This is a genomic window from Pseudomonas sp. MWU16-30322 (assembly GCF_020515535.1).
Classification (GTDB): Bacteria; Pseudomonadota; Gammaproteobacteria; order Pseudomonadales; family Pseudomonadaceae; genus Aquipseudomonas; species Aquipseudomonas fluorescens_H.
On sequence record NZ_JAIWYL010000010.1, the window covers coordinates 206,414 to 232,460 of the forward strand.

The 26,047-nt window shown below is 60.3% G+C and carries 17 protein-coding genes; 7 read left to right on the forward strand and 10 right to left on the reverse strand.

Annotated features, from left to right (window positions below):
* Positions 1 to 12: 12 nt before the first annotated feature.
* Positions 13 to 945: a LysR family transcriptional regulator gene (locus LCH64_RS21765; RefSeq protein WP_226501207.1), complete on the reverse strand. Its 933-nt coding sequence runs from the start codon at positions 943 to 945 to the stop codon at positions 13 to 15.
* A gap of 100 nt (positions 946 to 1,045) precedes the next feature.
* On the opposite strand from LCH64_RS21765, the gene LCH64_RS21770 reads away from it, so the two are divergent.
* The 4 genes from LCH64_RS21770 to guaA all read left to right on the forward strand — a co-directional run bounded on the left by LCH64_RS21770 (position 1,046) and on the right by guaA (position 5,804).
* Entirely contained in the window at positions 1,046 to 1,819 is a 774-nt protein-coding gene (locus tag LCH64_RS21770; RefSeq protein ID WP_003227870.1) for a sulfite exporter TauE/SafE family protein, read from the forward strand.
* Between the two features lie 173 nt (positions 1,820 to 1,992).
* Entirely contained in the window at positions 1,993 to 2,541 is a 549-nt protein-coding gene (locus LCH64_RS21775) for a sugar ABC transporter ATPase (protein ID WP_226501208.1), read from the forward strand.
* A 116-nt stretch (positions 2,542 to 2,657) separates the two neighbouring features.
* Entirely contained in the window at positions 2,658 to 4,127 is a 1,470-nt protein-coding gene (guaB, locus tag LCH64_RS21780) for an IMP dehydrogenase (RefSeq protein WP_003227866.1), read from the forward strand.
* 99 nt (positions 4,128 to 4,226) lie between these two features.
* A complete protein-coding gene (gene guaA, locus LCH64_RS21785) occupies positions 4,227 to 5,804 on the forward strand; it encodes a glutamine-hydrolyzing GMP synthase (RefSeq protein ID WP_003227864.1) in 1,578 nt (525 codons plus the stop codon).
* A gap of 188 nt (positions 5,805 to 5,992) precedes the next feature.
* On the opposite strand, the gene LCH64_RS21790 is transcribed toward guaA, so the two are convergent.
* Positions 5,993 to 8,065, reverse strand: coding sequence for a TerD family protein (locus LCH64_RS21790; RefSeq protein ID WP_226501209.1), 2,073 nt, complete (start codon positions 8,063 to 8,065; stop codon positions 5,993 to 5,995).
* A 440-nt stretch (positions 8,066 to 8,505) separates the two neighbouring features.
* Here LCH64_RS21790 and LCH64_RS21795 point away from each other — a divergent pair, with 440 nt between their 5' ends.
* On the forward strand, positions 8,506 to 9,033 hold the full coding sequence (locus LCH64_RS21795; protein WP_226501210.1) for a hypothetical protein: 528 nt from the start codon (positions 8,506 to 8,508) through the stop codon (positions 9,031 to 9,033).
* A gap of 140 nt (positions 9,034 to 9,173) precedes the next feature.
* Here the strand turns inward: LCH64_RS21795 and LCH64_RS21800 are convergent, their stop codons facing one another.
* Positions 9,174 to 13,814, reverse strand: coding sequence for a membrane-targeted effector domain-containing toxin (locus LCH64_RS21800; RefSeq protein ID WP_226501211.1), 4,641 nt, complete (start codon positions 13,812 to 13,814; stop codon positions 9,174 to 9,176).
* A gap of 226 nt (positions 13,815 to 14,040) precedes the next feature.
* On the opposite strand from LCH64_RS21800, the gene LCH64_RS21805 reads away from it, so the two are divergent.
* The gene (locus tag LCH64_RS21805; protein WP_226501212.1) at positions 14,041 to 15,417 is read left to right on the forward strand and encodes a multicopper oxidase family protein; all 1,377 of its coding nucleotides are present in this window, start codon (positions 14,041 to 14,043) and stop codon (positions 15,415 to 15,417) included.
* Positions 15,417 to 15,914 carry a tRNA adenosine(34) deaminase TadA gene (gene tadA / locus LCH64_RS21810; RefSeq protein ID WP_003227849.1) on the forward strand — a complete coding sequence of 166 codons (498 nt, stop codon included), beginning with the start codon at positions 15,417 to 15,419 and terminating at the stop codon, positions 15,912 to 15,914. The genes LCH64_RS21805 and tadA overlap by 1 nt, the downstream gene beginning before the upstream one ends.
* Before the next feature lie 132 nt (positions 15,915 to 16,046).
* Here the strand turns inward: tadA and cmoB are convergent, their stop codons facing one another.
* The 7 genes from cmoB to LCH64_RS21845 form a co-directional block, all read right to left on the reverse strand.
* Positions 16,047 to 17,003 (reverse strand): tRNA 5-methoxyuridine(34)/uridine 5-oxyacetic acid(34) synthase CmoB, encoded by a 957-nt coding sequence (cmoB, locus tag LCH64_RS21815; protein ID WP_226501213.1) that lies wholly within the window; start codon positions 17,001 to 17,003, stop codon positions 16,047 to 16,049.
* Entirely contained in the window at positions 17,000 to 17,779 is a 780-nt protein-coding gene (gene cmoA, locus LCH64_RS21820) for a carboxy-S-adenosyl-L-methionine synthase CmoA (protein ID WP_003227846.1), read from the reverse strand. Before cmoA ends, cmoB begins: the two co-directional genes overlap by 4 nt.
* Before the next feature lie 210 nt (positions 17,780 to 17,989).
* Entirely contained in the window at positions 17,990 to 18,625 is a 636-nt protein-coding gene (locus LCH64_RS21825) for a lysoplasmalogenase (RefSeq protein WP_226501214.1), read from the reverse strand.
* Between the two features lie 2 nt (positions 18,626 to 18,627).
* Positions 18,628 to 19,020 carry a protease inhibitor I42 family protein gene (locus LCH64_RS21830; protein WP_003227841.1) on the reverse strand — a complete coding sequence of 131 codons (393 nt, stop codon included), beginning with the start codon at positions 19,018 to 19,020 and terminating at the stop codon, positions 18,628 to 18,630.
* A gap of 217 nt (positions 19,021 to 19,237) precedes the next feature.
* Entirely contained in the window at positions 19,238 to 21,655 is a 2,418-nt protein-coding gene (gene lon, locus LCH64_RS21835) for an endopeptidase La (RefSeq protein WP_003227839.1), read from the reverse strand.
* Between the two features lie 900 nt (positions 21,656 to 22,555).
* Positions 22,556 to 22,921, reverse strand: a complete 366-nt coding sequence (locus LCH64_RS21840; protein ID WP_226501215.1) for a DUF6124 family protein — start codon at positions 22,919 to 22,921, stop codon at positions 22,556 to 22,558.
* 512 nt (positions 22,922 to 23,433) lie between these two features.
* Positions 23,434 to 25,845, reverse strand: a complete 2,412-nt coding sequence (locus tag LCH64_RS21845) for a glucose/quinate/shikimate family membrane-bound PQQ-dependent dehydrogenase (RefSeq protein WP_226501216.1) — start codon at positions 25,843 to 25,845, stop codon at positions 23,434 to 23,436.
* Positions 25,846 to 26,047 lie beyond the last annotated feature (202 nt).

Below are 26,047 nucleotides of genomic sequence, written 5' to 3' on the forward strand. Positions count from 1 at the left end.
GTGGCAGGCAAATCAAGTTTCGACTGACACGCCGCCTTCGCGAGCAAGCCCGCTCCCACAGGGTGGATTTGTGAAGGTCTGGATGAAGTGTTGCACCAGTGGCGTGGGGTTTTGCCGGTAGGCGAGGGCGACGGTGCTTTGGCAATCGGCATCACTCAGCGGTAGAAATCGTACGCCGCTGGGCGCGATGTCCTGCATCGACTCGGGCAGCAGGGCAATCCCGAATCCAGCCTGGATCAGTTGCAACTGCGTGGTCTTGCGCGACATCACCCGCGCGGCTTTGGGGAAAAAGCCCTGACGCATGCACAGGTCTGCGCACAAATAACTGAGTCCACCGCGCTGCGGATGCGGGATCGAGATGAACGCTTCGTCCTTCAGTTGCGCCAGTTCGACAGCGGATGAATCGGCCAGCGGATGATCGCTCGGCACCGCCAACAGCAGGCGCTCGGTGAACAGATGCACAACCTGAATGCCCTCACGCTGACGCAACACCGGCAGGCGCAACAGACCAATGTCGAGACGTCCTTCGGCGAGTTCCTCAAGCTGCGCCTCGGAGGACAGTTTGTCGATGTCCAGCGACACGCCGTGCTGCTGATCGAGATAAGTGCTGATCCGATGTAGTAGATGCCCGCTGATCGACACGGTGCTGGAATGACTCAGACGCACAGTACCCGATTGCCCGTTACCGACTTCGGTGGCCATCGCGCTGGCTTTGCTCAGTTCATTGAGCAGGTTTCTGGCTCGCGGCAAAAACGCCTCACCTGCCGCCGTGAGCCGGGGCTGGCGTGCAGTGCGTTCGAACAGCGGGGTTTGCAGGCGCGCTTCCATGTCCTTGATCTGCCGGCTCAGCGCCGACTGCGCGATGAACAAGCGTTCAGCCGCGGCGCTGAAGCTGCCGCATTCGGCGATTTCCACGAAATAGCGCAGTTGACGGGTTGAAAGCACCAGGTATGCCTTTTCGAGATGGGTGGGCGACTTTGATCATATTAGTCGCAAGGCTTGGCGCTGGCTAAAGTCATCACAGGCTTATAAAGGAAGCGGACCGATGAGCGTGGCGGGGTTGTTGAGCGAGTGGACGTGGGGCGCGGGCGGCTGGGCGGTGATCGGGCTGGGGATTGCGCTGGCCTATATCGTCTTCGGGATTGCCGGGTTCGGTACCGCACTGGTCGCGGGGCCGATTCTGATTCTGTTCATGCCGTTGTCGAAAATCGTGCCGCTGCTGGTGCTGCTGGATTTCGTCGCGGCGTTCGGCAATCTGCTGCCTTCGCGCCGGGACGTGGCGAAACCCGAGTTGTTGCGGCTGTTGCCGTGCATGGCGGTGGGATGCACGTTGGGGGTGATTTTCCTGCTTAACCTCAAATCCGATCTGTTGCTGCTGTTGATGGGGCTGTTCATCAGTGCTTACGCGATTTACAGCCTGTGGGTCAAAGCCCGGCCGACGCAGCTGTCCGCCGCATGGGCGCTGCCGATGGGCACCGTGGGCGGGCTGTTTGGCGCGCTGTTTGGCAGTGGCGGCTTCTTATATGCGATCTATCTCAACAGCCGTTTGCCGAAAGATGCGGCGCGGGCCACGCAAAGTGCGCTGATCAGTTGCAGCACGGTGGTGCGTTTGAGCCTGTTCGCCATCGCCGGGGTGTATGCCGAGCTACCCTTGTTGATGCTGGCGCTGTGTCTGTTGCCGGCCATGGCGCTGGGGTTGTGGATCGGGCGGCGGTTGACCATGCGTCTGTCGCGCGAGGCGTTCGTGCGGCTGGTGACCTGGCTGGTGCTGGCCAGCGGGATTGCGTTGATCGGGCGCTACATTATTAGTATGGCGTGAGCACTTGACCGGATTTCGTCAGGGATTAAGCTGCCGGCCGCAATTCCTTTGTAGGAGTGAGCCTGCTCGCGATAGCGGTGTATCAGTTGATCTTGATGTGTCTGACCCACCGCTATCGCGAGCAGGCTCACTCCTACAGGGGTAAATCTCGGTATCTGCAGCAGGCTTGCACCATGAATTCGCAAAGCATCATCGTCCCGAAAATCTCCACCCTGCCGGTCCACGAACCCCGGGCCCGGGCGATCGTGCGCTGGCTGGTGCGCAAGAACATCATCGAAGAACAGCTGACTACCTGCGGCCGCACCGGCAACCGCATGGCCCATGCGATTGCCGACGGCGCGCGTGCGGTGGTACTGCATCCCGAGGCACTGCCTTTCGGTGAACCGATCAATGGCCTGGAGATCATCGTCAAGCGCTGCATCTACACCCCGGCCAAGGGTTTTCTCGAAGAAGCCGGGTGCGCCGAGTGCCGCCGCGAAGTCGGCGAAGCGCTGTTCGAGAGTCTGGAAGACTGGATGCCCGGGCGCACCGATAACTTCACCTGCCCGGAATGCGGGCATGAAGACGATATCAACGGCTTTCTGTTCTTGCAGGAATGTGCGTTTTCCAACCTGGGTTTCATCTTCAACAACTGGCTGGAAGCCGGGTTCAAGCAGAGCTTTATCGATGAGTTCGCCGATTGGCTCGATCAATCTGTCTCTTGGGTCAAGGTGGAGCTGTAGCGGCGGGGGTCTCCGTATATCAGCAACATTGATATTAAGCTGAGTTTTACATTGAACAGCAGGGGGTGTCTGACTATAATGGCGCGCTTCCATTTTCCCGCTCGGGAGCCCCCGCGATGCTGCGTATCAGCCAAGAAGCTCTGACATTCGACGACATTCTCCTAGTGCCCGGTTATTCCGAGGTGCTTCCTAACGAAGTCAGTCTCAAGACCCGCCTTACCCGTGGCATCGAGCTGAATATTCCTCTGGTTTCTGCCGCCATGGACACCGTCACTGAAGCCCGTCTGGCAATCGCCATGGCTCAGGAAGGTGGTATCGGTATCATCCACAAGAACATGACCATCGAGCAGCAAGCTGCCGAAGTGCGTAAGGTCAAGAAGTTCGAAGCCGGCGTCGTCAAGGATCCGATCACCATCGAGGCTGATGCCACGGTACGTGACCTGTTCGAACTGACCCGCATGCACAACATCTCCGGCGTTCCGGTACTGCACGATGGCGACCTGGTCGGCATCGTCACTTCCCGTGACGTACGCTTCGAAACTCGTCTGGAAGCCACCGTACGTGAAGTGATGACGCCTAAAGAGCGTCTGGTCACCGTCCGTGAAGGCGCCAACAAGAACGAAGTCCGCGAGCTGCTGCACAAGCACCGTCTGGAAAAAGTTCTGATCGTCGATGACAAGTTTGCCCTCAAAGGCATGATGACCGTCAAAGACATCGAAAAAGCCAAAGCCTACCCGCTGGCCAGCAAGGACGATCAAGGTCGTCTGCGCGTTGGCGCAGCTGTCGGCACCGGTAAAGACACCGGTGACCGCGTTGCTGCGCTGGTCAACGCCGGTGTGGACGTGGTGGTGGTCGACACCGCACACGGTCACTCCAAAGGCGTGATCGACCGCGTTCGCTGGGTCAAAGAGAATTTCCCTGAAGTGCAGGTGATCGGCGGCAACATCGCCACCGGCGCTGCCGCCAAGGCTCTGGCCGAAGCTGGCGCCGACGCAGTCAAGGTCGGTATCGGCCCTGGCTCGATCTGCACCACCCGTATCGTCGCTGGTGTCGGCGTGCCGCAAATCAGTGCCATCGCCAACGTCGCCGCTGCCCTTGAAGGCACTGGCGTGCCGTTGATCGCCGACGGCGGCATCCGGTTCTCCGGTGACCTGTCCAAGGCCATCGTGGCCGGTGCATCCTGCGTGATGATGGGCTCGATGTTCGCCGGTACTGAAGAAGCGCCGGGCGAGATCGAACTGTTCCAGGGCCGTTCGTACAAGGCGTATCGCGGCATGGGTTCGCTGGGCGCCATGTCCCAGGCTCAAGGTTCCTCCGACCGTTACTTCCAGGACTCCTCGGCAGGCGCCGAGAAACTGGTTCCGGAAGGGATCGAAGGCCGTGTGCCGTACAAAGGCACCCTGACCGCGATCATCCACCAGTTGATGGGCGGTCTGCGTTCCTCGATGGGTTACACCGGCAGCGCCGACATCGAAGAAATGCGTACCAAGCCTGAGTTCGTGCGGATCACCGGTGCCGGTATGGCCGAATCCCACGTTCACGACGTGCAGATCACCAAGGAAGCGCCAAACTACCGCGTAGGTTGATGCTTCAAGCAAATCGTTAAGCAACCGGGGCTGTTTTATTCAGCCCCGAGTTGTTTCTGAATCACGACTGTTTCTGAATTACTTAGACGAGACTGAATCATGGCCCTCGACATTCACGCTCACCGCATCCTGATCCTCGACTTCGGTTCGCAATACACCCAACTGATTGCCCGCCGCGTGCGCGAGATCGGTGTGTACTGCGAGCTGCACCCGTTCGACATGGACGAAGAGGCGATCCGCGAATTCGCGCCTAAAGGCGTCATTCTCGCCGGCGGCCCCGAATCCGTACACGAAGCCAACAGCCCGCGCTGCCCGCAAGCGGTGTTTGACCTGGGCGTGCCGGTTTTCGGTATCTGCTACGGCATGCAGACCATGGCCGAGCAGCTTGGCGGCAAGGTTGAAGGTTCCGAGCTGCGTGAGTTCGGTTACGCCCGCGTTGACGTGGTCGGCAAGAGCCGCCTGCTCGACGGCATCGAAGACCACATCGACGCCGACGGCCTGTTCGGTCTCGACGTGTGGATGAGCCACGGTGACAAGGTCACCAAGATGCCGGAAGACTTCCACATACTCGCCAGCACCCCAAGCTGCCCGATCGCCGGCATGTTCAACGACGAACGCGCTTACTACGGCGTGCAGTTCCACCCGGAAGTGACCCACACCAAGCAGGGCGGTCGCATCCTGTCGCGCTTCGTGCTGGACATCTGCGGCTGTGAAGCCCTGTGGACCCCGTCGAAGATCGCTGAAGACGCCATCGCCAACATCCGCGCACAAGTCGGCACCGACAACGTGCTGCTGGGTCTGTCCGGCGGCGTTGACTCCTCGGTGGTTGCGGCGCTGCTGCACAAGGCCATCGGCGACCAGCTGACCTGCGTCTTCGTCGACAACGGTCTGCTGCGTCTGCACGAAGGCGAGCAAGTGATGGCCATGTTCGCCGAGAACATGGGCGTCAAGGTGATCCGCGCCAATGCTGAAGAGCAGTTCCTCAACAACCTGGCCGGCGAAGCCGACCCGGAGAAGAAGCGCAAGATCATCGGCCGTACCTTCATCGACGTGTTCGATGCCGAATCCTGCAAGCTGGACAACATCAAGTACCTGGCGCAGGGCACCATTTACCCGGACGTGATCGAGTCGGCTGGCGCGAAAAGCGGCAAGGCGCACGTGATCAAGTCGCACCACAACGTGGGCGGCCTGCCGGAAGAGATGAACCTGAAACTGGTCGAGCCACTGCGCGAACTGTTCAAGGACGAAGTCCGTCGTCTGGGTCTGGAGCTGGGCCTGCCGTACGACATGGTCTACCGTCACCCGTTCCCGGGCCCGGGTCTGGGCGTACGCATCCTCGGCGAAGTGAAGAAGGAATACGCCGACCTGCTGCGTCGTGCCGACCACATCTTCATCGAAGAACTGCGCAAAGCCGACTGGTACCACAAGGTCAGCCAGGCCTTCGTAGTGTTCCAGCCAGTGAAATCGGTTGGCGTGGTCGGCGATGGCCGTCGTTACGCGTGGGTCGTGGCCCTGCGTGCCGTAGAAACCATCGACTTCATGACCGCACGTTGGGCTCACCTGCCTTACGAACTGCTGGAAACCGTTTCCGGCCGCATCATCAATGAAATCGAAGGCATCTCCCGCGTCACCTACGACGTGTCGAGCAAGCCGCCAGCGACCATTGAGTGGGAATAATGCCCTCGGCCTCAGGGCGGATCGGTTGAAACAAAAAACGCCTGGTGCTTATGCATCAGGCGTTTTTTTTGGGGTTCTATTAGTGCTTCGGAGCGAACGGCCACTCAGTGAGACTTGCTGGCATTTTTGGTGGGAGCACTGGAGCAAGGGGCGTAGTTCTCAATCGATCGCTAAGGCTGGCATACGTATCAGAGAAACTGTGATCGAATCAAATCTGTATCGAACGGTGTTATCCCTTGCTCAGGCGCAAACACTGCATTTGCTTGCTCCGGCGAAGCAACTCGTTCCCCTCGTGCTCGTACATGCAAGTCGAACAGCGTTGCCAAATCCGGCCGTGGCGTATGAACCAAGGCCCGCAGCATCAACGATACCCCACTGAGATTGTTCCCGACGTTGTTCCACCGCGGCGATGAAGTAAGTCCCAGATCGGCCCAAATCGTGCGTCGTTCCTGTAAATCCATCACGAAGGGCAGACAGATAATTGTGTCGGATGCGATATCGACACGGTCGAACACGGTTCGCGGCTCGAATACTTCACCCGATGCCGTATCGGTGCGGGCCATCCAGCCAGCGAAGCATTCTGGAAGATCGCAGTACGGTTGTGTGGTGTATGAGTTGATGGACGTGACGACGTAGCGAATACCTCTGTCGACGAGGGCATCTACATCGAGGTCGATGAACTCCGACGCGCCGTCGGGCGCGTCGGTGATGTCGCCGCTGTGGCAACCGCCGAAATCCTTCAGGTTGTAGTACGCGACCGTTTGCTTGAATACGAAGTCGGCGTCGAAAAAAGCGGCGGACAAGTCAATATCCGTGCGCCCGGTGCCATTCTTCCACCACAAGAACAGGCGAATGAAGCGTGCATCAGGCATAGGCAACCGACTGCCTCGCACCAGCGTACGTAGCGATTTCGACGATGCACGCTGCGCCAGCGGCACCTTGTATTCGCGTAATGCGGGATCGATGAAACAACGACCGAGTGGCGGCAGCGATGCAAAACGCGTTACAAGCGCGTTTTCGCAGATTCGGGCTGCGCGAGCCAACACTTCGGCGGTGAGAGGTTCGCGGTGATCCTTGATGCCATAGACCTTGGCGAATGCGCCTTTTGGGGTGAAGGCGCGCAGGGACAGGGGGCGTGGAGCGCGTACCTGGGCGAGCAATTGCAGCAGGACAGGTGAGGACACTTGTGTTGCAACAGCCTCGAATGCGTCGAGAACCGACTCGGGGTTCGTCGCGCGCCGCAGGCTCACGTCCAGCCGTCGTGCGAATTCACCGGGACGGCTCTGTAGTAAGGGCGTGAGCGTGGCGATGTCGCGCTGGGCCAGCAGTGTTTCGACACGTGAACCAAAGGTGGCTGGCGCTTCGTCGCGGCGCGCTGCCGTGATCGCGTCGAGTGCTCGTGGGTACTTATCGGCGTAGTCGCCCGGATGCAGCACTTCAGCCAGACGCTTCCAGCGCTCGGCGTGGCGCATCACATCTTCTGTAGCATTGGGTATTGAGTCGAGCAGGCGTAATAACAGACGGCGCATCGAGCGCTTCATCGCTTTGAAACGTGTCGTAGCTGTCGCAAGTGACACGTCACCTCCACTCAGGGCGACCGCGAGTCGCAGCACATCCGTCGCCGTTTCGACGTTGCGCTCCAGGAATGCGTCCACCCGTGCGTCACCGGCTACATGCAGGATAAGTGCGCCGCCAACCTGTGCACGTATCTCCCGGAAAGGGATGGCCTCGGGCAGCAGACGGAAAACATCACTTTTGTACTCCCTGACGAACCAGACAACATCAGCCGTTTCCTCTTCGGAAAGTGAAGTGCGTGATGAAACCAGCGGCTCGAGCAGTGACTCGAACTCATGGACGCTTCCCGGCTCAATAACCCAGTGTATGAAGTTGCCTTCAAGCAGTGGAGGTCGAGATTCTTCAGTCGGTGGTAGGCGCCTAAGCGTGAGGTAATGTATGACCGCGTTAAGATACAACTCCGCCTCTGTGGCCCTCAGAACCTGATCTGGAAAGTCAGGATAGAACGGCCGATGATGCACATGCGCGCCACTCCTCCGCCGAAGGATTTCAACAATGCCATACAACCAGTGCTTGAGCTCTGTCGGTGACAACATGCCGATCTGCTCTATCAGCGTTTCTGATAGTACACACCGGAACGCCGCGACCTCCCGGATAGCCGACGCGACCTGAGCGCGGGTTGCACCGCCAGTACCCACCGGTACGTGAACTTTGCTACGGCGACGCAGGAATAGCTCCTGATTCATGCTTGATTTTCTCCTTGGGTCGTCGTCGTGAGCGAGCCGCAGCATCATGCCTGCAACTGATATGAAAACGCCTGCTAGAAGCAGGCGCGGTGTGGAGAGCGGAACCCCTAGTTCATAGGGGGTTAGAAGGAAGGTGTTCCATAGCCACGGAGACATTCTACGTAAGGTTTTCGCTTTTTGTCAGGTCGTTGCTTCTCTCAACGGTAACAAGCTGATTCACGATATGAAGGGGGGATGAACGACAAGTCGCTTGTCTATCATCCAGGCGGATATTGGCGTTTTTGGCAATCATGGCCATCCGGCAATAGCACACTTGCCCTATAGCTAAGTCGATCTTCGCTCCCTAATCTGGAAGCGTCTTCTATTGACTGAAGTACAGCTACTGTCTTGACGGATAACAAAGTCATGCGTGTTGATCAACAACATCGCGTCGAGCTCCGTTGCTCGTCATCTCCATAATTCGTGAAATACATGCAGGTAAGCGTATGTCGCCAACACATGGAAAAGCGTTTAGAAACGGAATTGCGCTGTGTCTGATGGCGGGACTTTTAATCGGCTGCGCAAACTCAAACGATTTAATGGGATCGTTGAATCCCAATGGTGTAGGTGCGAAGAAATATGACGAAGCTTATCTAAAGACCACCATCATTCGTGGCAAGACCACCAAGAGCCAGATATCCCAGTTATTTGGCCCTCCCATGCAGGAGGCGGCAGACTCGGACACTATAACTAACTGGACTTATGTGAAGAGCGAGGAAGGGGTCGAGAAGTATATGAATCTCGCCCACAGATTCGTATCGCCCGAGACAGGTGGCCAAATTGCACAGGTTTCGTCCCATGTCTCCAATGCGCAGGGAACATTAAATGAGGTGGGCAGCGTGACCAGTGGCAAAACCACGCGCCAAGGCATTGTTTTGACCATCTATTTTGAAAACGATGTTGTCCAAAACTACAGCGTTGCACGTTGATTGATTCTGCACGGTTCAACGACTGGTAACTGCGACCAGTCGAGCCAACCGAATTGATCCCGCGCAAGCCTTAGAGGCTTGATCGCTGCAACCGAAAAGCCGTGTGAAATGCGTTTCACACGGCTTTTTGCGTTTTTGCGTTACAGCGGTTTTGACCAGCCGCCCAGTTGCATGCCCATGTCATCCAGTGCCTGCAGCAGCGCTTTCATGCTCGGGTAGCGTTTACCGCTCACCGAAGGCCAGCCGGGGCGTTCGATGTAGAAGCGCTTGCCGTCGGTCTCGATGATGGTCCGCACCAGCTGTTGCGTGCGGCTGCGATGGACGATGAAGGTCATGTTGGGTTGCTGCTTCAGGGAGTACATGCCGTAGCGCGGCAACAGGGTTTCGAATTCCGTCATGGTGTGCGCGGTCCAGGGCGTTTCCATCTGCAGGCGCAGGTCGCCCCTGACCAGTGCCGAGCGATCATGCTCGGTACCGCCCAACGGCAGGATTTTCCCCGGGTCGACTTCGATGCCCCGTGCAGTCCCTTCGGGGACATCCTCGACGCGAATGCCGATCGCCTCTTCCAGTTCGCTGACGCCGGCCACGCCTTCGAAACTGTTGGAGTGGGAATTGCCCATCAGCGCCACCCATTTGTGTGCGCCCCGCGCAGCCTGGTCGGCGCGGATCACCAGGCGGGCAAAGTAATTCATCATTTTCTGCCGCGCCGCCTCATCGCCGGACGGAATGTCCATGCCATTGAGGCGATAACTTGCCATGCAGTCGATGGCTTGCACGTGGATTCCCTGTTTTCTGGCTTCCCTGACCAGTTCCAGAAACGTGTAGCGCTGCAGCGGATCGGTCATGTTGCCGACGTCGAGCGCCTTGAGATACGCCTCGAGTTTTTTCGGCAGGTTGCCGGTCTGGAAGAACTCGTCCAGTGCGGCTTGATGGAAGTCCGTCAGCAAATGCTCCATGTACAGGCTCTTCACCTGTTTGCTGGCCAGCAACGACATGTTCTCGATCAGCCATTGCTTGCTGCCAACGGCGGTGTGGCTTTCACCGATCACCAAGCCCCGGGCATGTTCGAGGATTTTCTCGATGATCTCCTCGGCGGTCGCGTCGGCTGCCAGGGTGGGGACGGGAGGGCGTTCGGGCAGGCGCAAGGTGCTGAAAAAATCCCGGGCGTCGCGGTACAGGCGTTTACGGATGCCCTTGAAGTCGCGGTAGGCATCGAACTCGTTCAGGCTGTCATAGAAATCACGCAATGCTTCGTCATTCAGGCCGTCCGCGCCTTCCTCCAACTCCGTTTTAAGCGGCGCCGGCATGTCGTATTGCGAGGCGGGCAGGGCGAGCACCGGTCTGCGGCTGCTCGGTCCGGCCGTTACCGCAGGCTTGCCACCGCCACTGAGGCCGGCGCGGGGTATGGTTTCCCATTCGCCCTGAGGGTTCAGGCGTACCGGGATCGAGCGAGTAAAGCCGTGAGGATGCTCGGGATCAATGACAGCCCAGTGTCCGCTGCCGTTGATGTCGGTTTCGTAGCGTACGTAATAGGCGGTGTCGTCGATCGAGATCGCGGTCGCAGGATTCGAATCGAGCAGATAAATGCCCTGGAATTTTCCTGGCTCGTTCACCGGAGTAATCCCATCCAGCAACTCATTGGCCTGCCAGTTCGACGGGATGACTGGTCGCGGAGTGTCTTCAAGCAGCGTTGTGGCGCTCACTTGAGGCCAACCCATCGGCTTCAGGCCTTTTTCGATCAGCGCCTGTTTCAACTCGTCCAGTGTGTCCACGGTCAGCGATTCAGGGGGCGGGGCCAGCGGTGTATCGAGGTTGAGCCTGCCGGCGGGGGTGATTCTGATCGCGCTGTCAGCCATGTGGCGTTCGGCATTGCGGTAGACCACCAGCAGGCTGCTGCGGTAGCGCTGAAACGTGAACATTCCCGGTTCCGGCAACAGTGCGCGCAGATTTTGCGGGGTGCGGTATGCCCATGGCGTTTCCATTTGCACCCGCCAGTCGCCCTTGATCAGGTTTTGAATACTGTCGGGATCGCTCAGGCCTCCGGCAATTTCCTCGACCGGGGAGTCGGGGTAATCGGCATATTCCACCGCCAGCCCAGGGTCGCTACCGATGGCTTCGGCTTGTCCCGGCGTTACATCGTCGATGCGTACACTCAAGGCCTCGGTCTGCTCGCTGATGCCTTGATAGCCGCGAAAGGCGCTCATGTTTTCCTGATTGACCAATGCCACCCATTTGCCTGGGCCATTGAGTTCCTGATGAAAGCGAATGACTTCGCCGGCAAAGAAGCTGCGCGCCATCTGGTTGTTGGGGAAGGGCTGCAGCGAATCTTTGTTGATGTTGTAAGTGGTCGACAGGTCGATCGCCTGAAGTCGGATGCGCTGGGCGTTGGCGGCCTTCACCAGCGCCATCAGGTTGAATTTGCCGTCCGGGTCGTTGCCGGCCCGGAAGTCGATTCTGTTCAGGTAGTCTCGCAGTTCCTCGGACATTTCCCCGGTGCGGGCGAACGCATCCAGATCCAGTTGATTGACGTTGGCCAGCAACTCTTGCAGGTACAGGGTCTTCACACCGCTGCGGGCGAGATGCGGCATGTGTTCGATCAGCAGTTTCTTGCTGCCGATGCTGCCGCGGCTTTCACCGATCACCAGCCCGGGTTTCTCCGCCAGCGCGACGTCGAACAAGTCGCTCGGGGAGGCGACGGGCTCCGGCGGCAGTACATGCAGGCGTGGAGCCGGCGGGTGCAGTTCATACCAGGCGTTGGCATCGCTGATCAGCGTCGCACGTGCTTGTTCCTGCGCCAGGTCGAACTCGCTTAACGAGATCACCTCATGCGCATGCGGCATGAGTGCATTGCCTGCTTCGGTTTCGGGCCTGATCACGCTGTGCATGTCGATGCCGCCCAGGGTCCAGGCGCGGCGGAACTGGGCTTGCAGATCCGGACCGCCGAGCGCCCAGGCGCGCATGTCGGGATCATCGAGTCCGGGAACATGGATGCCCGGTGTTTGCGCCCATGGTTCGACGGCGGGACCGCTCGCTTCACTGCCACCGGCGATCATGGGGATATCGAGACCGCCGCGAAGCCCCAATCTCGGCGCCACCTCCCAGGCACCGTCAGCGTTCAGCCGGACGGGGATCGAGCCGGCAAAGGCGTCGGGCCTGGCGGGATCAATGATTGCCCAGTTGCCACGTCCATTCAGGTTTTCTTCAAAACGCACGTAGTAGGCGCTGTCACCAAGGCTGATTGCGGACGAGGGATTGGATGCCAGTCGATGGATACCACGAAATTTGCCCGACTCGCTGATCAGCGTGTCCTCGCCCAAGACCCGGTTGATCTTGAACGATTGCGGGATGTTCGTGGCAGGTGTCTGCGCTACGGGAAGATCAGTCGGGATCGGGGGCGCCTGCACCGCCGGTGGTGCAGGTTCAGGTTGATTGCTCTCGATCAGGTCGGCCATTTCCGCCGCTTCGGCGGCATCCACCTCGGGGCCGACTTCGACCAGCGATCCCGGACCCTTGAGGACCAGCAGGTTGAACAGCATGTCGATGCCGCTGAGGACTGCACCGAGGATTCCGGCCTTGCGCTCGGTGGCGGTTTTGCCATTGACCGCCTGATCAATATTCAAGCCCATGTTGGCAATGCTGGCGCCAATCACCGGCAATGCGATTGGCCAGCCGACCACGGCCATCGGCCCGAACACCTTGACCCCGGCGCTGAGGTAGCCGATCCACAGCTTCTTGCGCTGGTCGCCATTGGAGGTCAGGGACAGGCTGGCCTCGGCAAACATCGCCGCGCGGGTCGAGTCGCTCAGCCAGGTGAAGGCGTCGCCGCTGACCGCGCGGTTGTCCTGATTGATCAGCGAGTGGTCGTAGCGGCCCCACGTTGCTACCAGGCGATTCATCAGCTCGCCAAGGTTGGCGTTGATCTGCTGCCGGTCGGCCAGCGAGAAATGCGCAAGGAATGTTTCGCGGGCAGCGCGTTTGTTCATCCGCTGCAGGATCCAGAAGTGCAGGTCGGTGGTAGTTTCCAGTACCTGAAAAGCGTCGCTGTCACCGGGCAGATAGAGGATCTGCCGACCCTGGGGCGCGACGAAACGCAGAACGTTGATCGCGGCATAACCGGCCAGATCCAGCCTGCGCACGCTGTTCGGACAACGCTGTTGTGCCTGCAGCATGGCCAGGTTCACCGGCCAGGTCAGCGGGCCGATCACCGCTCGCGTGACGAACAGAAAATCCGCGTCGCTCAGCTGACGTTGGTCCCGCGCCTGCAGGGCTTTGATCAGGAAATTGCACTTGGCCAGGGTACGAAAGTCGCTGCCGCTGGTGTTCCAGAATGCGTTCAGTTGATCGTCGTATAGCGTGCTGAAGTCGATGCTCCAGAAGTCCTTGAGCACGTCGTTGCCGTGCAGGCGCACTTCATTGCGCTCATCGAAGGTGCGGGCATCGGGGCCGGCAGTGTAGAAGCCGCCATAGACGTCGAGCAGGTCGGCGTTGTCCTGATCAGCCACGCGGAAGCGGTGAATCACCAGTTGGGTCAGGGTCATGCTTGAAGTGGGCGTGGCGTGCACATGCTCCCAGCCGGTGAAGGCTTTCGAACTGCTTTGCGAGGCGTCGAAGCGGTGGAAATACACTTGATCCGGGTCGAGGCCGTGAACCTGGTATTTGCTCAGCAAATCGTTGGCGACCTGTCGAGCGGCATCCTGCAGGCTCGGGCAGGTCTGGATGACGGTGGCGGCAATCGCCTTGAGCGCGGCCTTGTCGGCGGCGTTGGGCATCGGGCTTGGCATGTGGTTGAACTCTCTATCCATGAGAAACGGGTGGCACAGGATCGCCCGGCTGTTCGATGCATGTGCACTACATAGTTATGTCACTTGAGCGCTCGAAATCGTGTACGCGCGAGGCGCAACTGCGTCCATCCGCCGCGCTGCCCTTACTGTTTCGCAATTGCAGGTGTATCGTATTTGCCTTTTGCGGGCCCGGCGCCCGAAGCAGATACGTGAGGTAGTTGAGTTCATGTCCTTTACCCGTCGCCAAATCCTCGGTGGCCTGGCCGGTCTTGTTGTCGTTGGTGTCGGAGCAGGAGGCGCGTCGCGCTACTGGCTGGGCAAGATGGCCGATGCTGACGCGGGCCACGACTACGAGCTGATCGCGGCGCCACTGGACGTTGAATTGGTGCCAGGGCACAAGACCGAGGCGTGGGCGTTCGGCCCGTCGGCGCCGGGCACTGAACTGCGCGTGCGTCAGGGCGAGTGGCTGCGGGTGCGTTTCATCAACCACCTGCCGGTGGCGACCACCATTCACTGGCACGGCATCCGTCTGCCGCTGGAGATGGACGGTGTGCCGTATGTCTCGCAACTGCCGGTGCTGCCCGGTGAATACTTCGATTACAAATTCCGCGTGCCGGACGCCGGCAGCTACTGGTATCACCCGCACGTCAGCAGCAGCGAAGAGCTGGGGCGCGGGCTGGTCGGGCCGTTGATTGTCGAAGAGCGCGAGCCGACCGGTTTCAAGTACGAAAAGACCCTGAGTCTGAAGAACTGGCACATCGACGATGAGGGGCATTTCGTCGAGTTCAGTGTTCCGCGCGAAGCGGCGCGTGGCGGTACGGCGGGGCGGCTGTCGACCATCAACGGCGTGCCCTCGCCGGTGATCGAATTGCCGGCCGGGCAGATCACCCGGGTGCGTTTGCTCAACCTCGATAACACGCTGACCTATCGCATCAACATCCCCGGCGTCGAAGCGCAGATTTATGCGCTGGACGGCAACCCGGTCGAGCCGCGGCCGCTGGGCAAGGAATACTGGCTCGGCCCGGGCATGCGTATTTGTCTGGCGATCAAGGCGCCGCCGGCCGGTGAAGAGTTGTCGCTGCGCAATGGCCCGGTGCGTCTGGGGACTTTGCGTTCGGTGGCCAACAACGATGCGCCGACCGAGTGGCCGAAAGCCTTGCCCGCCAACCCGGTGGCCGAGCCGGATCTGGCGAATGCCGAGAAACTCAACTTCAATTTCGAATGGGTCGGTTCGGTGTCGGTGAATGTCGACAACGGCAAGCCGCCGAGCCTGTGGCAGATCAACGGCAAGGCCTGGGACATCACTGACAAGACCTGCGCCGATCGGCCGATTGCCAGCCTGAAACTGGGCCAGAGCTACATCTTCGAACTGAAGAACATGACCCAGTATCAGCACCCGATCCACTTGCACGGCATGAGCTTCAAGGTGATTGCGTCGAACCGGCACAAGATCACCCCGTACTTCACCGACACCTACCTGCTGGGCAAGAACGAGCGTGCGCAAGTGGCGCTGGTGGCGGATAACCCGGGGGTGTGGATGTTCCATTGCCATGTGATCGACCACATGGAAACCGGCCTGATGGCCGCCATCGAGGTGAAGTGATGCGCCAGATTCGCCCCGCCGCGATCATCGACCGCAGCCGTGACCGCGATTTCATGCGTGAAGCACTGGCCCTCGCCGAGCAAGGCGCAGTCCTGGGCGAAGTGCCGGTGGGCGCGGTGCTGGTGCAGGACGGCGAAATCATCGGGCGTGGCTACAACTGCCCGATCACCACCAGCGACCCGAGTGCCCACGCGGAAATGGTCGCGATCCGCGCCGCTGCGCAAGCCGTCAGCAACTATCGCCTGCCGGGCAGCACGCTGTACGTGACGCTGGAACCGTGCAGCATGTGCGCCGGGCTGATCGTGCATTCGCGCATTGCGCGGGTGGTGTATGGCGCATTGGAGCCGAAGGCCGGGATTGTGCAGAGTCAGGGGCAGTTTTTTACCCAGGGCTTTTTGAATCACCGGGTGTTGTATGAGGGTGGGGTACTGGCCGAAGAATGTGGAGCAGTGCTGACCGAATTCTTCCGCGCCCGGCGCGCAAAGCCATCTGAATAAACACAACACCCAATGTGGGAGCGGGCTTGCTCGCGAAAGCGGTGTGTCAGGCGATTAAATGTTGCCTGACACACCGCTTTCGCGAGCAAGCCCGCTCCCACAGGGGGGATCTCCTGTGCAGGGGAGATTGGGTTATTTCTTCGCGACAATCACCGCCCGCATCGGCGCCGGCAGGCCTTCGATGGTCTTGCTGTGATCTTCCGGATCAAGGAAGTCACTCAACGACTGATACTTCATCCATTCGGTGCCTCGTTGTTCATCGACCGTCGTCATGCTGACGTCGACACAACGAATATCGGTGAAGCCTGCTCGGCGCAGCCACAATTCCAGCGCCGGCACCGATGGCAGGAACCACACGTTGCGCATTTGCGCGTAGCGATCTTCTGGCACTAGCACTTGATGCTTGTCGCCTTTAACCACCAGCGTTTCCAGCACCAGTTCGCCGCCCTTGACCAGGCAATCCTTCAGCGCCAGCAAATGCTCGATCGGCGAACGACGGTGGTAGAACACGCCCATCGAGAACACCGTATCGAAGCCTTCCAGGTTCGGCGGCAGGTCTTCGAACGGGAACGGCAGGTGCCACGCGTTCGGCTCGGACAGATAACGCTGCACGGCCTGGAACTGGCAGAAGAACAGCCAGTTCGGATCAACGCCGATCACGCTGTCGGCACCGGCGCCGAGCATGCGCCACATGTAGTAACCGTTGCCGCAACCGACATCGAGGATGCGTTTGCCCTTCAGATCCAGATGCGGAGCGACCCGCGACCACTTCCAGTCCGAGCGCCATTCGGTGTCGACGTGTACGCCGAACAGGTCGAACGGCCCCTTGCGCCACGGCGACAGGCCCATCAGTGCGGTGCGCATTTGTGCACGGGTTTCATCGTCGCAATCGGTGTCGAGTTTCAGGCCGTTGAGCAGATCGACTTCGCTCGGCTGGATCTTCGGCAACGCGTCCAGCGCACTCTGCCAGCGCTCCAGATCGCCGTGGCCTTTCTCCATTTTCTTGTCGAGTTGCCCTTGCAGGGTGTTGGCCCAGTCGGCCAGCGGCGTGCCGGCCAGACGGCGGGCGAGGGGGGACAGATCAATCATGGCAAGGCAATCAACGAGGCAAAGTTAAGACACTGGAACCACGGCACGACTTTCGAGAACCCGGCGGCCAGCAGGCGTTCGCGGTGTTCTTCGAGGCTGTCGGGCTTCATGACGTTTTCGATGGCGCTGCGCTTCTGGGCAATTTCCAGTTCGCTGTAGCCGTTGGCGCGTTTGAACGCGACGTGCAGATCGGTGAGCAGCGCGTGCTCTTGCGCATCGTTGAAGCGCAGCTTCTCCGACAGAATCAGCGCGCCGCCGGGCAGCAGCGATTGGCGGATACGCGAGAGCAACGCGGTGCGCTGTTCCGGTGCGATGAATTGCAGGGTGAAGTTCAGCGCCACCACCGAGGCTGGTTTGAATTCGAGCGCGAGAATGTCGCCTTCGATCACTTCGACCGGCAGCAACTCCTGGAACATCGAATCCTGACCGTTGAGGTATTCGCGGCAGCGTTCGACCATCGCCGCCGAGTTATCCACCGCGATCACCCGGCAACCGTCGGTGCGCACGTGGCGGCGCAGGGCCTGAGTCACGGCGCCGAGCGAGGCGCCGAGATCGTAAAGGACACTGTTTGGTTGGGCGAACTGCGCGGCGAGCACGCCGAGGTTTTCGACGATGGTCGGGTAACCCGGCACCGAGCGCTTGATCATGTCCGGGAACACCCGCACCACGTCCTCGTTGAAGGCGAAGTCAGGCACCTGGGCCATCGGCTGGGCGAAAATGCGATCGGGTTCTTTGCTCACGGCGGTTCCGGCGGTGTCGGTGGAAAAGGCCGGCATTTTAGCCAAAGTGGCGTCGGGATGCTTGGGTTGTCTGATAAACCGCCGCACGCACGCCCGAAACACATACCTGTGGCGAGGGAGCTTGCTCCCGCTGGGTTGCGAAGCGACCCCAATTCCGGGGCACGCGATACTGCAGGTATACCTCGTACTCAGGTTTTACGACTGCTGCGCAGCCGAGCGGGAGCAAGCTCCCTCGCCACAACGGTTTCATCGTTTGGCGGGGGAGAACGCCGAAGCGGCAATCCCCCACTGGCCCAGCCAGTAGCTGAGGATGATCACGTATGGGGCCGCTTGGAATGGCGATACGAAGCGATCAATGCCGATCACGCTGTCGGAGAACACGAACGACACCGCGCCCGCCGCCGCCAGCAGCGCCGAACGCTTGGGCACGTCGGTGCCGAGGCGGGCGAGGGCGCGCCAGAGCATGGCGCTGATCGCGGTGCCGTAGACGACCACCGGCACCAGCAATGGCCCAAGACCGCTGGAGATCAGCAGCCCCAGCAGCACCGCGCCCACGCCGAGCGCGAGCACCAGCGGCAAGAGCGCCAGACGCTTGCAATCGCTGAGGTAAGCCTTGAGGTACGCCAGGTGTGCAACCAGAAACGCACCCAGGCCAAACACGAACAAATCCCCCGGCCACGCCAACAACACGTCACCGAGCAAAGAGAAAATCAGCCCCAGACTGATCCAGCGCCGATAGTCGCTGGGTGGCGCATCGTGCAGCCAGCCGAGCAGCGCCAGCACCGGCAGCGGTTTGACCAACAGGCAGAGCAGCGCCGCATGGGTGCTCACGCCGTAGAGAAACGTCACCGCGCCCATCAGCGCCAGAATCAGCCAGCCCACGCTCAGTTCACCGAGATGGCGCAGTCGAAGGTTTCCACTGGTGTTACTTCGGGCTCCCAAGGTTGCTGCGAGGTCAGGCGCAGGCGGCCGGTGCCGGTGGCAAAGGCCTGGAAGCGCCAGGTGGAAAAACCGCCCGCGCCGACCATGCCGGAATCTTTCGGGCTGCTGTAAACCTCGGGGCTGAGGGCATGTAGCACACCGCCCGCCGAATCCTGAATCGCCCAGCGATAACCCGTGGTCGGATTGCTTGGTAGCATCACGATCAGGTTTTGTCCGTTGGTCAGCCGCACGGGGCATTCGCTCTGTTTTTCCACGGTCACGTTGTGTTTCGGCTGCGTGGCGCAGGCGGCCAGCAGGGAAAGGGCGAGGGGGACGAACAGGCGAGTGGGGGACATAGGCTCAGTGGCTCCGGTGTTGGCGACGAACGGCGAGCATAACTGAAGATGAGACAAAGTGTGACCGTCAGGCAGTCAGTGGTGTCGCTACAGACGCCTTCGCGAGCAAGCCCGCTCCCACAGGGTTTTGTGATGAACACAGGATTTGTGATCACCACACAACCAATGTGGGAGCGGGCTTGCTCGCGAAGGCGGTGTGTCAGGCCTTAGATAACTGTCAGAACAGCACTTTCGCCACATCCGCAAAGCGCTTGGCAAAGTGCACGGTAATTCCCTCTTTCAGATAGTCCGGCAGTTCTTCGAAGTTACCGCGGTTCGGTTCGGGCAGGATCAGCTCGAAAATCTTCTGCCGCCGCGCCGCGATGACTTTCTCGCGCACCCCGCCAATCGGCAGCACATGCCCGGTCAGGGTCAGTTCGCCGGTCATCGCCACGCCTTTTTTCGGCGCCTGGTTGCGTGCGAGCGAAAGCAGGGCACTGGCCATGGTCACGCCGGCGCTTGGACCGTCCTTCGGTGTCGCGCCTTCCGGCACATGCAGGTGGACAAAGGCTTCATCGAAGAACTTCGGATCGCCGCCGAACGATTTCAGGTGCGAGCTGACGTAGCTGTAGGCGATCTCCGCCGACTCTTTCATCACATCACCCAGTTGCCCGGTGAGTTTGAAGCCACGATTGAGCGTGTGAATCCGCGTCGCTTCGATCGGCAGGGTCGCGCCGCCCATGCTGGTCCAGGCCAGACCGGTGATCACGCCGGTGCCGGACAGCACTTGTTCGTTGCGGAACACCGGATGGCCCAGCGAGGCTTCGAGGTCTTTCGGGCCGAGCTTGATCACCGCTTTCGGGTCGTCGATGAGCTTCATCACCGCTTTGCGCACCAGTTTGCCCATCTGTTTTTCCAGTTGGCGCACCCCGGCTTCACGGGCGTAACCGTCGATCAAGGCCTTGAGCGCGCTGTCGCTGATGCTCAGGCTGGCTTTGGACACGCCGGCCTTTTCCAGCAGCTTCGGCCACAGGTGGCGCTTGGCGATGGCGACTTTTTCTTCGGTGATGTAGCCCGACAGGCGAATCACTTCCATCCGGTCCAGCAACGGGCCGGGAATCGAATCCAGGGTGTTGGCGGTGCACACGAACAGCACTTTCGACAGGTCCATGCGCAAGTCGAGGTAATGGTCGAGGAATTCGACGTTCTGCTCCGGATCGAGGGTTTCCAGCAGCGCCGAGGCCGGGTCGCCCTGGTAGCTCTGGCCCATCTTGTCGATCTCGTCGAGCATGATCACCGGGTTCATCACTTCGACGTCTTTCAACGCCTGCACCAGTTTGCCCGGCTGCGCGCCGATGTAGGTGCGGCGGTGGCCCTTGATCTCGGCTTCGTCACGCATGCCGCCGAGGCTGAAGCGGTAGAACGGTCGGCCGAGGGATTCGGCGATGGATTTGCCGACGCTGGTTTTACCCACGCCCGGCGGGCCGACCAGCAGCACGATCGAGCCGCTGATCTCGCCTTTGTAGGCACCGACGGCGAGGAATTCGAGGATGCGATCCTTGATGTCATCGAGGCCGGCGTGGTGTTTGTCGAGCACCTTGCGCGCGTGCTTGAGGTCGAGTTTGTCCTCGCCGTACACGCCCCACGGCACCGAGGTCGCCCAGTCGAGGTAGTTGCGGGTGACCGCGTACTCCGGCGATCCGGTTTCGAGGATCGACAGCTTGTTCATTTCCTCTTCGAGGCGTTTCTGTACCTGCGCCGGCAGGACTTTGCCTTCCAGGCGTTGCTCGAATTGTTCAAGGTCGGCGCTGCGGTCGTCCTTGGTCAGGCCGAGTTCCTGCTGGATGACCTTGAGTTGTTCCTTGAGGAAGAACTCGCGCTGATGCTCGCCAATCTTGCGATTGACCTCGGCGGAGATCTCTTTCTGCAGGCGCGCGACTTCAACTTCCTTGCGCAGCATCGGCAGGACTTTTTCCATGCGCTTGAGCATCGGCACGCAGTCGAGCACTTCTTGCAGCTCGGAACCGGTGGCGGAGGTCAGGGCGGCGGCGAAGTCGGTCAGCGGCGACGGATCGTTGGGGCTGAAGCGGTTGAGGTAGTTCTTCAGCTCTTCGCTGTACAACGGGTTCAGCGGCAGCAGTTCCTTGATCGCGTTGATCAGCGCCATGCCGTAGGCCTTGACCTCATCGGTCGGCTCGGTCGGCTGGTGCGGGTATTCGACTTCCACCAGGTACGGTGGACGATGGTGCTTGAGCCAGGTCTTGATGCGTACGCGGCTCAGGCCTTGGGCGACAAATTGGAGTTTGCCGTTTTCACGGCTGGCGTGGTGCACCTTCACCAACGTGCCGTATTGCGGCAGGGCTTTGGTGTTGAAGTGGCGCGGGTCTTCCTGGGGCGTGTCCATGAAGAACAGGGCCAGGGAGTGGTGTTCGGATTTGCTCACCAGATCGAGCGTTTCGGCCCAGGGTTCTTCGTTGACGATGACCGGCAGCACTTGGGCCGGGAAGAACGGGCGATTGTGGATCGGGATGACGTAGACCTTGTCCGGCAGGTTCTGGCCGGGCAGGGCGAGGCCTTTGCCGGTGGAGTGGTGTTCGATGTGGTCAGCTTCGGTGTAGTCGTCGGGGTTGTCCGGGAATTCTTGCTGGTCGCTCATTGGGGCACCTGCGCAATGGGGTATGGGTCTTAGATGGGGCAGGCTTTGGGTGGTTTCAATGGGGGGGGTGTTTCTGCTTGTGTGTTCAGGGTTTTGACAGGGGGCTCGCTTTGGACTTGGCGGCCTTTGGGCCGACCAGGTTCTTGGTTTTTTGTGTACATATCCGTTTTTTTGGTAACGGCTACTTAGGGTTTCGCCCTGACGGCGACTCACTTTTTTACAAGCGCCTAAAAAAGTAAGCAAAAAACGCTTGCTCCTGCGTTCGGCCCGCTCGCTGGGGCTCGGGGTTCCTTCGCTGCGGGATTGATCCGGGCGCAGCGCCTCCGGTTTGCTTCGCTGCACCTCCTCTCGCTGTGTTTGGCTGCGCCAAACGGTCGCTGCGCTCCCACCCCCGGATCAATCCCTCCACTCAGCCTTCCGACGTCGCCCGTGGATCAAGATCAAAAGCGGTACTCGAGCTTGCGCTCATTGTGTTGAGTGGGGCGGCTGCGCCGCATGGGGCGTACACAAATCAAAACTGTGGGAGCTGGCTTGCCAGCGATGGCGGCCTGACAGCCGACCGATCTCTAACTGACCACATCCATTCCAACTGTAGGAGTGAGCCTGCTCGCGATGGCGGCCTATGAGCCGACCAATCTCCAACTGACCACACCCAATCCAAATGTGGGAGCTGGCTTGCCAGCGATGGCGGCCTGACAGCCGACCAATCTCCAACTGACCACACCCAATCCAAATGTGGGAGCTGGCTTGCCAGCGATGGCGGCCTACGAGCCGACCAATCTCTAACTGACTCACCCAATTCCACTGTGGGAGCGGGCTTGCTCGCGAAAGCGGTGTGTCAGTCACCGCAAGTGTTGGATGTGCTGACGCTTTCGCGAGCAAGCCCGCTCCCACTATGGCTCAGCTGTGCGCCGCAGATTGGGTGATTTCCACATTATCCAGCACCCGATTCACCGCCAGTTCAGCCAGCATGATGATCTGCTGGATCGCCAGAATCGTCTGCCGCTGCGGGCTGTCCACATAGGCTGCGATGTCGCTGGTCATGATGCTCGCCGAGGCCAGTGATTCGCAGGCGTGAACCAGCAGGCTTTCGTTGTCCATGTCCGGGGCGACCTGGAACATGCTGCTGGGTTTGTGGAATCTCACAGCGGCGGCGGAGGGTTTCAGGTAGTGATCCAGCGCACGTTCGGCGGCGTCGTGGAGTTTTCTGGAATCGAGGGATTCGTAGGGGGAGGTTTCGGGGGGATTCGGTGTGGGTTTGATCATGATGAGTTCTCAGTTGGTGAAGTGGAGCTACCTTCGATTGCCGCGACGCAATCTGAGGTGGCAGCTGTACGCGGGTTCGCGGACCGATAACTGAGAAATCGGCATACCTCCCTAGAAAGGTATCCCGCGCACAGCCGCCATGAAACAACCAACAGGCACCGGCAGGTGCTGTCAGGTTGGCGATTATGCATCAGTTATCAGGCCGCGACGCCCGTTCGCTGAATTTCCAGCGATCTTCAGAGCCTACCCAGCCGACTTCCGAAGCACAACCGACGCGACTTGTCGGAAAACTCCCGCATGTAACGCGCTTCTGTAGGACGGACACCGTCCATTGTGGGAGCGGGCTTGCTCGCGAAGGCTGTGTGTCAGTCGGCAAATTAACTGGCTGACACACCGCTTTCGCGAGCAAGCCCGCTCCCACAGGTTTTTCAGTGAGTTCAGAAAAGCTGTGTGCAACAAAAAAAGGCGATGTCCCTCATGGAACATCGCCTTTCTATTACCGCCGCTAAAACTTATTCCGGCAGTTTGTACGCAATCACGTAGTCACCCATCTTGGTGCCCAGCGAACCGTGACCACCCACCACCAGGAGGACGTATTGCTTGCCGTCCTTGCCGGTGTAGGTCATCGGGGTCGCTTGGCCGCCGGCAGGCAGACGCGATTTCCACAGCTCTTTACCAGTGTTCACGTCGTAGGCGCGCAGGTACTGGTCGAGGGTGCCGCTGAGGAAGCCGACGCCGCCCGCAGTCACCATCGAGCCGCCCATGCTTGGCACGCCAAGGGTGAAGCCGATCGGGATTGGCGAGCTGTCGCGGCTGGTGCCGTTCTTGCGTTTCCACACGACTTTGCCGGTGGTCAGGTCGATACCGGCGACGTAGCCCCAGGCCGGGGCCTGGCACGGTACGCCGAAAGGCGACATGAACGGGTGCATGGTCACCGCGTACGGCGCGCCAGTGTTTGGCTGGATACCGGCGGTTTCGCTTTCGCGTTTGCTGTCGGCGGCCACTTCGGCGCGCGGGATCATCTTCGAGACGAAGGCCATGTAGTTCGGGCTGGTGAACAGCATCTGGCGAACCGGGTCGACCGAGACGCCGCCCCAGTTGAACACGCCGACGTTACCCGGGTAGATCAGGCTGCCTTGCTCCGACGGAGGCGTGTATTGGCCTTCGTAGCGCAGTTCCTTGAACTGGATGCGGCACAGCATCTGATCGAACGGGCTCGCGCCCCACATGGCTTTTTCGGTCAGTTCCGGGGCCAGCAGGTTGAGGTCCGAACGGGCCTGGGTCGGAGCGGTGTGGTCGCCTTTCACGGCGCCTTGCGGAACCGGGATTTCGCGGATCGGGATGATTGGCGTGCCGTCACGACGGTCGAGGACGTACAGGCTGCCCTGTTTGGTCGGGGCGATCAGCGCCGGTTTCACGCCGTCGGCGGTTTTCATGTCGAGCAGGGTTGGCTGGCTGCCAACGTCCATGTCCCACAGGTCGTGGTGGGTGAACTGGTAGTTCCAGCGCACTTTACCGGTGGCCAGATCCAGCGCGACGATGCCGGCGCTGAATTTCTCGGCGCCTGGGGTGCGGTCGGCGCCCCACTGGTCCGGAGTCTGGTTGCCCAGTGGCAGATAAACCATGCCGAGTTTTTCATCGACGCTGGCCAGCGACCACATGTTCGCCGAGTTGCGGCTGTAGGTTTCGCCCGGCGCCAAAGGCTCGGTGGCGTCCGGCTTGTCGCTGTCCCAGTTCCACACGAGGTGGCCGTCGTGCACGTCGAAGGCGCGGATCACGCCCGATGGCTCGTTGGTCGATTCGTTGTCGGTGACGTGACCGCCCATGATCACCAGATCACGGGTAATCGCGGCCGGCGAGGTGGAGTAGTAGCCACCGGCGGTGAACGGGCCGATGCCTTGGGTCAGGTCGACCACGCCGTTTTTGCCGAAGCCTTCGCAGATCTTGCCGGTGTCGGCGTTCAGTGCGATCAGGCGTGCATCGGCGGTTGGCAGGTACAGACGACGCGGGCAGGCCTGGGCAACGGCTTTGCCGGCTTCGGAGATAACGGCCGAGGCGGCGTTATCAGCTTTCGCGTAGGCGGCTTCGTCGTAGTACGACACGCCGCGGCAAGTCATGTGGGCGAAGCCCTTGAAGCCCACCGGGCTCTTGATCTGCGGGTCGAAGCGCCAGATTTCCTTGCCGGTGTCCGGGTCCAGTGCCAGCACTTTGCTGTGCGCGGTGCAGGCATAGATCATGCCGTTGACTTTGAGCGGGGTGTTTTCGTTGGTCAGCTCGACCGGGTCATCAGACGTCGGCAGGTCGCCGGTCTGGATGCGCCAGGCCTCTTTCAGCTTGCCGACGTTGGCCGGGGTGATCTGCTTCAGCGGCGAGTAGCGGTCACCGAACTCGGTGCGGCCATAAGCCTGCCAATCGCCTTCAGGCATTTGCGGTGCGGTGCTGGTCATGTCCGCGGTGTCGCGGCCCAGTTCGCCAAAGGTTTCCCCGGGGTGGGTGAACAGGCTGGCCAGGGCAGTGACGCCGGCCAGCACCACAGCCACGCTCAGACCACCCGTGCCCATCGGCGCCGGGCCGGCAAGCAGCAGCGGACGACGGAACCAGGGCAGCAACATCACGATGCCGAGGACAAACCACAGTGCCAGACGTGGCACCAGTTGCCACCAGTCCAGACCGACTTCCCACAAGGCCCAGACCGTGCTGGCGAACAACACGATGGCGTACAGGCCCAGCGCTGCGCGACGACGCAGCAGCAACAGAATGCCGCTCAGCGCAATGCCGATACCGGCCAGCAGGTAGTACAGCGAGCCGCCGAGCATGCTCAGCTTGACTCCCCCGGCCAGCATGGCCAGGCCCATCAGTAGAAGCAGAATGCCGAGCAGGCTCGGTAACAGACGGCCCCGACTCGAAGCACTTTCAGTGCTCATAGTGTGATTCTCCGTGACGTTTATTTAGTCCCGCGCTTTAGTCACTCTAGATGACGATTGGGCGCAGGTATGGTTCAGATAAAACTTGTGTAGCTAACAAATTTCATAAATCCCCCTGTGGGAGCGGGCTTGCTCGCGAAAGCGGTGTGTCAGAAGGCTGATGCATCGACTGACACGCCACCTTCGCGAGCAAGCCCGCTCC

What these genes read in the sequence shown, in the direction of transcription:
- cmoA (WP_003227846.1), bottom strand. Translation starts at nt 17,779, where the DNA reads ATGCCGGCCTTTTCCACCGACACCGCCGGAACCGCCGTGAGCAAAGAA.
- LCH64_RS21800 (WP_226501211.1), bottom strand. Translation starts at nt 13,814, where the DNA reads ATGCCAAGCCCGATGCCCAACGCCGCCGACAAGGCCGCGCTCAAGGCG.
- tadA (WP_003227849.1), top strand. Translation starts at nt 15,417, where the DNA reads ATGCGCCAGATTCGCCCCGCCGCGATCATCGACCGCAGCCGTGACCGC.
- LCH64_RS21775 (WP_226501208.1), top strand. Translation starts at nt 1,993, where the DNA reads ATGAATTCGCAAAGCATCATCGTCCCGAAAATCTCCACCCTGCCGGTC.
- LCH64_RS21770 (WP_003227870.1), top strand. Translation starts at nt 1,046, where the DNA reads ATGAGCGTGGCGGGGTTGTTGAGCGAGTGGACGTGGGGCGCGGGCGGC.
- guaB (WP_003227866.1), top strand. Translation starts at nt 2,658, where the DNA reads ATGCTGCGTATCAGCCAAGAAGCTCTGACATTCGACGACATTCTCCTA.
- LCH64_RS21845 (WP_226501216.1), bottom strand. Translation starts at nt 25,845, where the DNA reads ATGAGCACTGAAAGTGCTTCGAGTCGGGGCCGTCTGTTACCGAGCCTG.
- LCH64_RS21840 (WP_226501215.1), bottom strand. Translation starts at nt 22,921, where the DNA reads ATGATCAAACCCACACCGAATCCCCCCGAAACCTCCCCCTACGAATCC.
- LCH64_RS21830 (WP_003227841.1), bottom strand. Translation starts at nt 19,020, where the DNA reads ATGTCCCCCACTCGCCTGTTCGTCCCCCTCGCCCTTTCCCTGCTGGCC.
- lon (WP_003227839.1), bottom strand. Translation starts at nt 21,655, where the DNA reads ATGAGCGACCAGCAAGAATTCCCGGACAACCCCGACGACTACACCGAA.
- guaA (WP_003227864.1), top strand. Translation starts at nt 4,227, where the DNA reads ATGGCCCTCGACATTCACGCTCACCGCATCCTGATCCTCGACTTCGGT.
- LCH64_RS21790 (WP_226501209.1), bottom strand. Translation starts at nt 8,065, where the DNA reads ATGAATCAGGAGCTATTCCTGCGTCGCCGTAGCAAAGTTCACGTACCG.
- LCH64_RS21805 (WP_226501212.1), top strand. Translation starts at nt 14,041, where the DNA reads ATGTCCTTTACCCGTCGCCAAATCCTCGGTGGCCTGGCCGGTCTTGTT.
- cmoB (WP_226501213.1), bottom strand. Translation starts at nt 17,003, where the DNA reads ATGATTGATCTGTCCCCCCTCGCCCGCCGTCTGGCCGGCACGCCGCTG.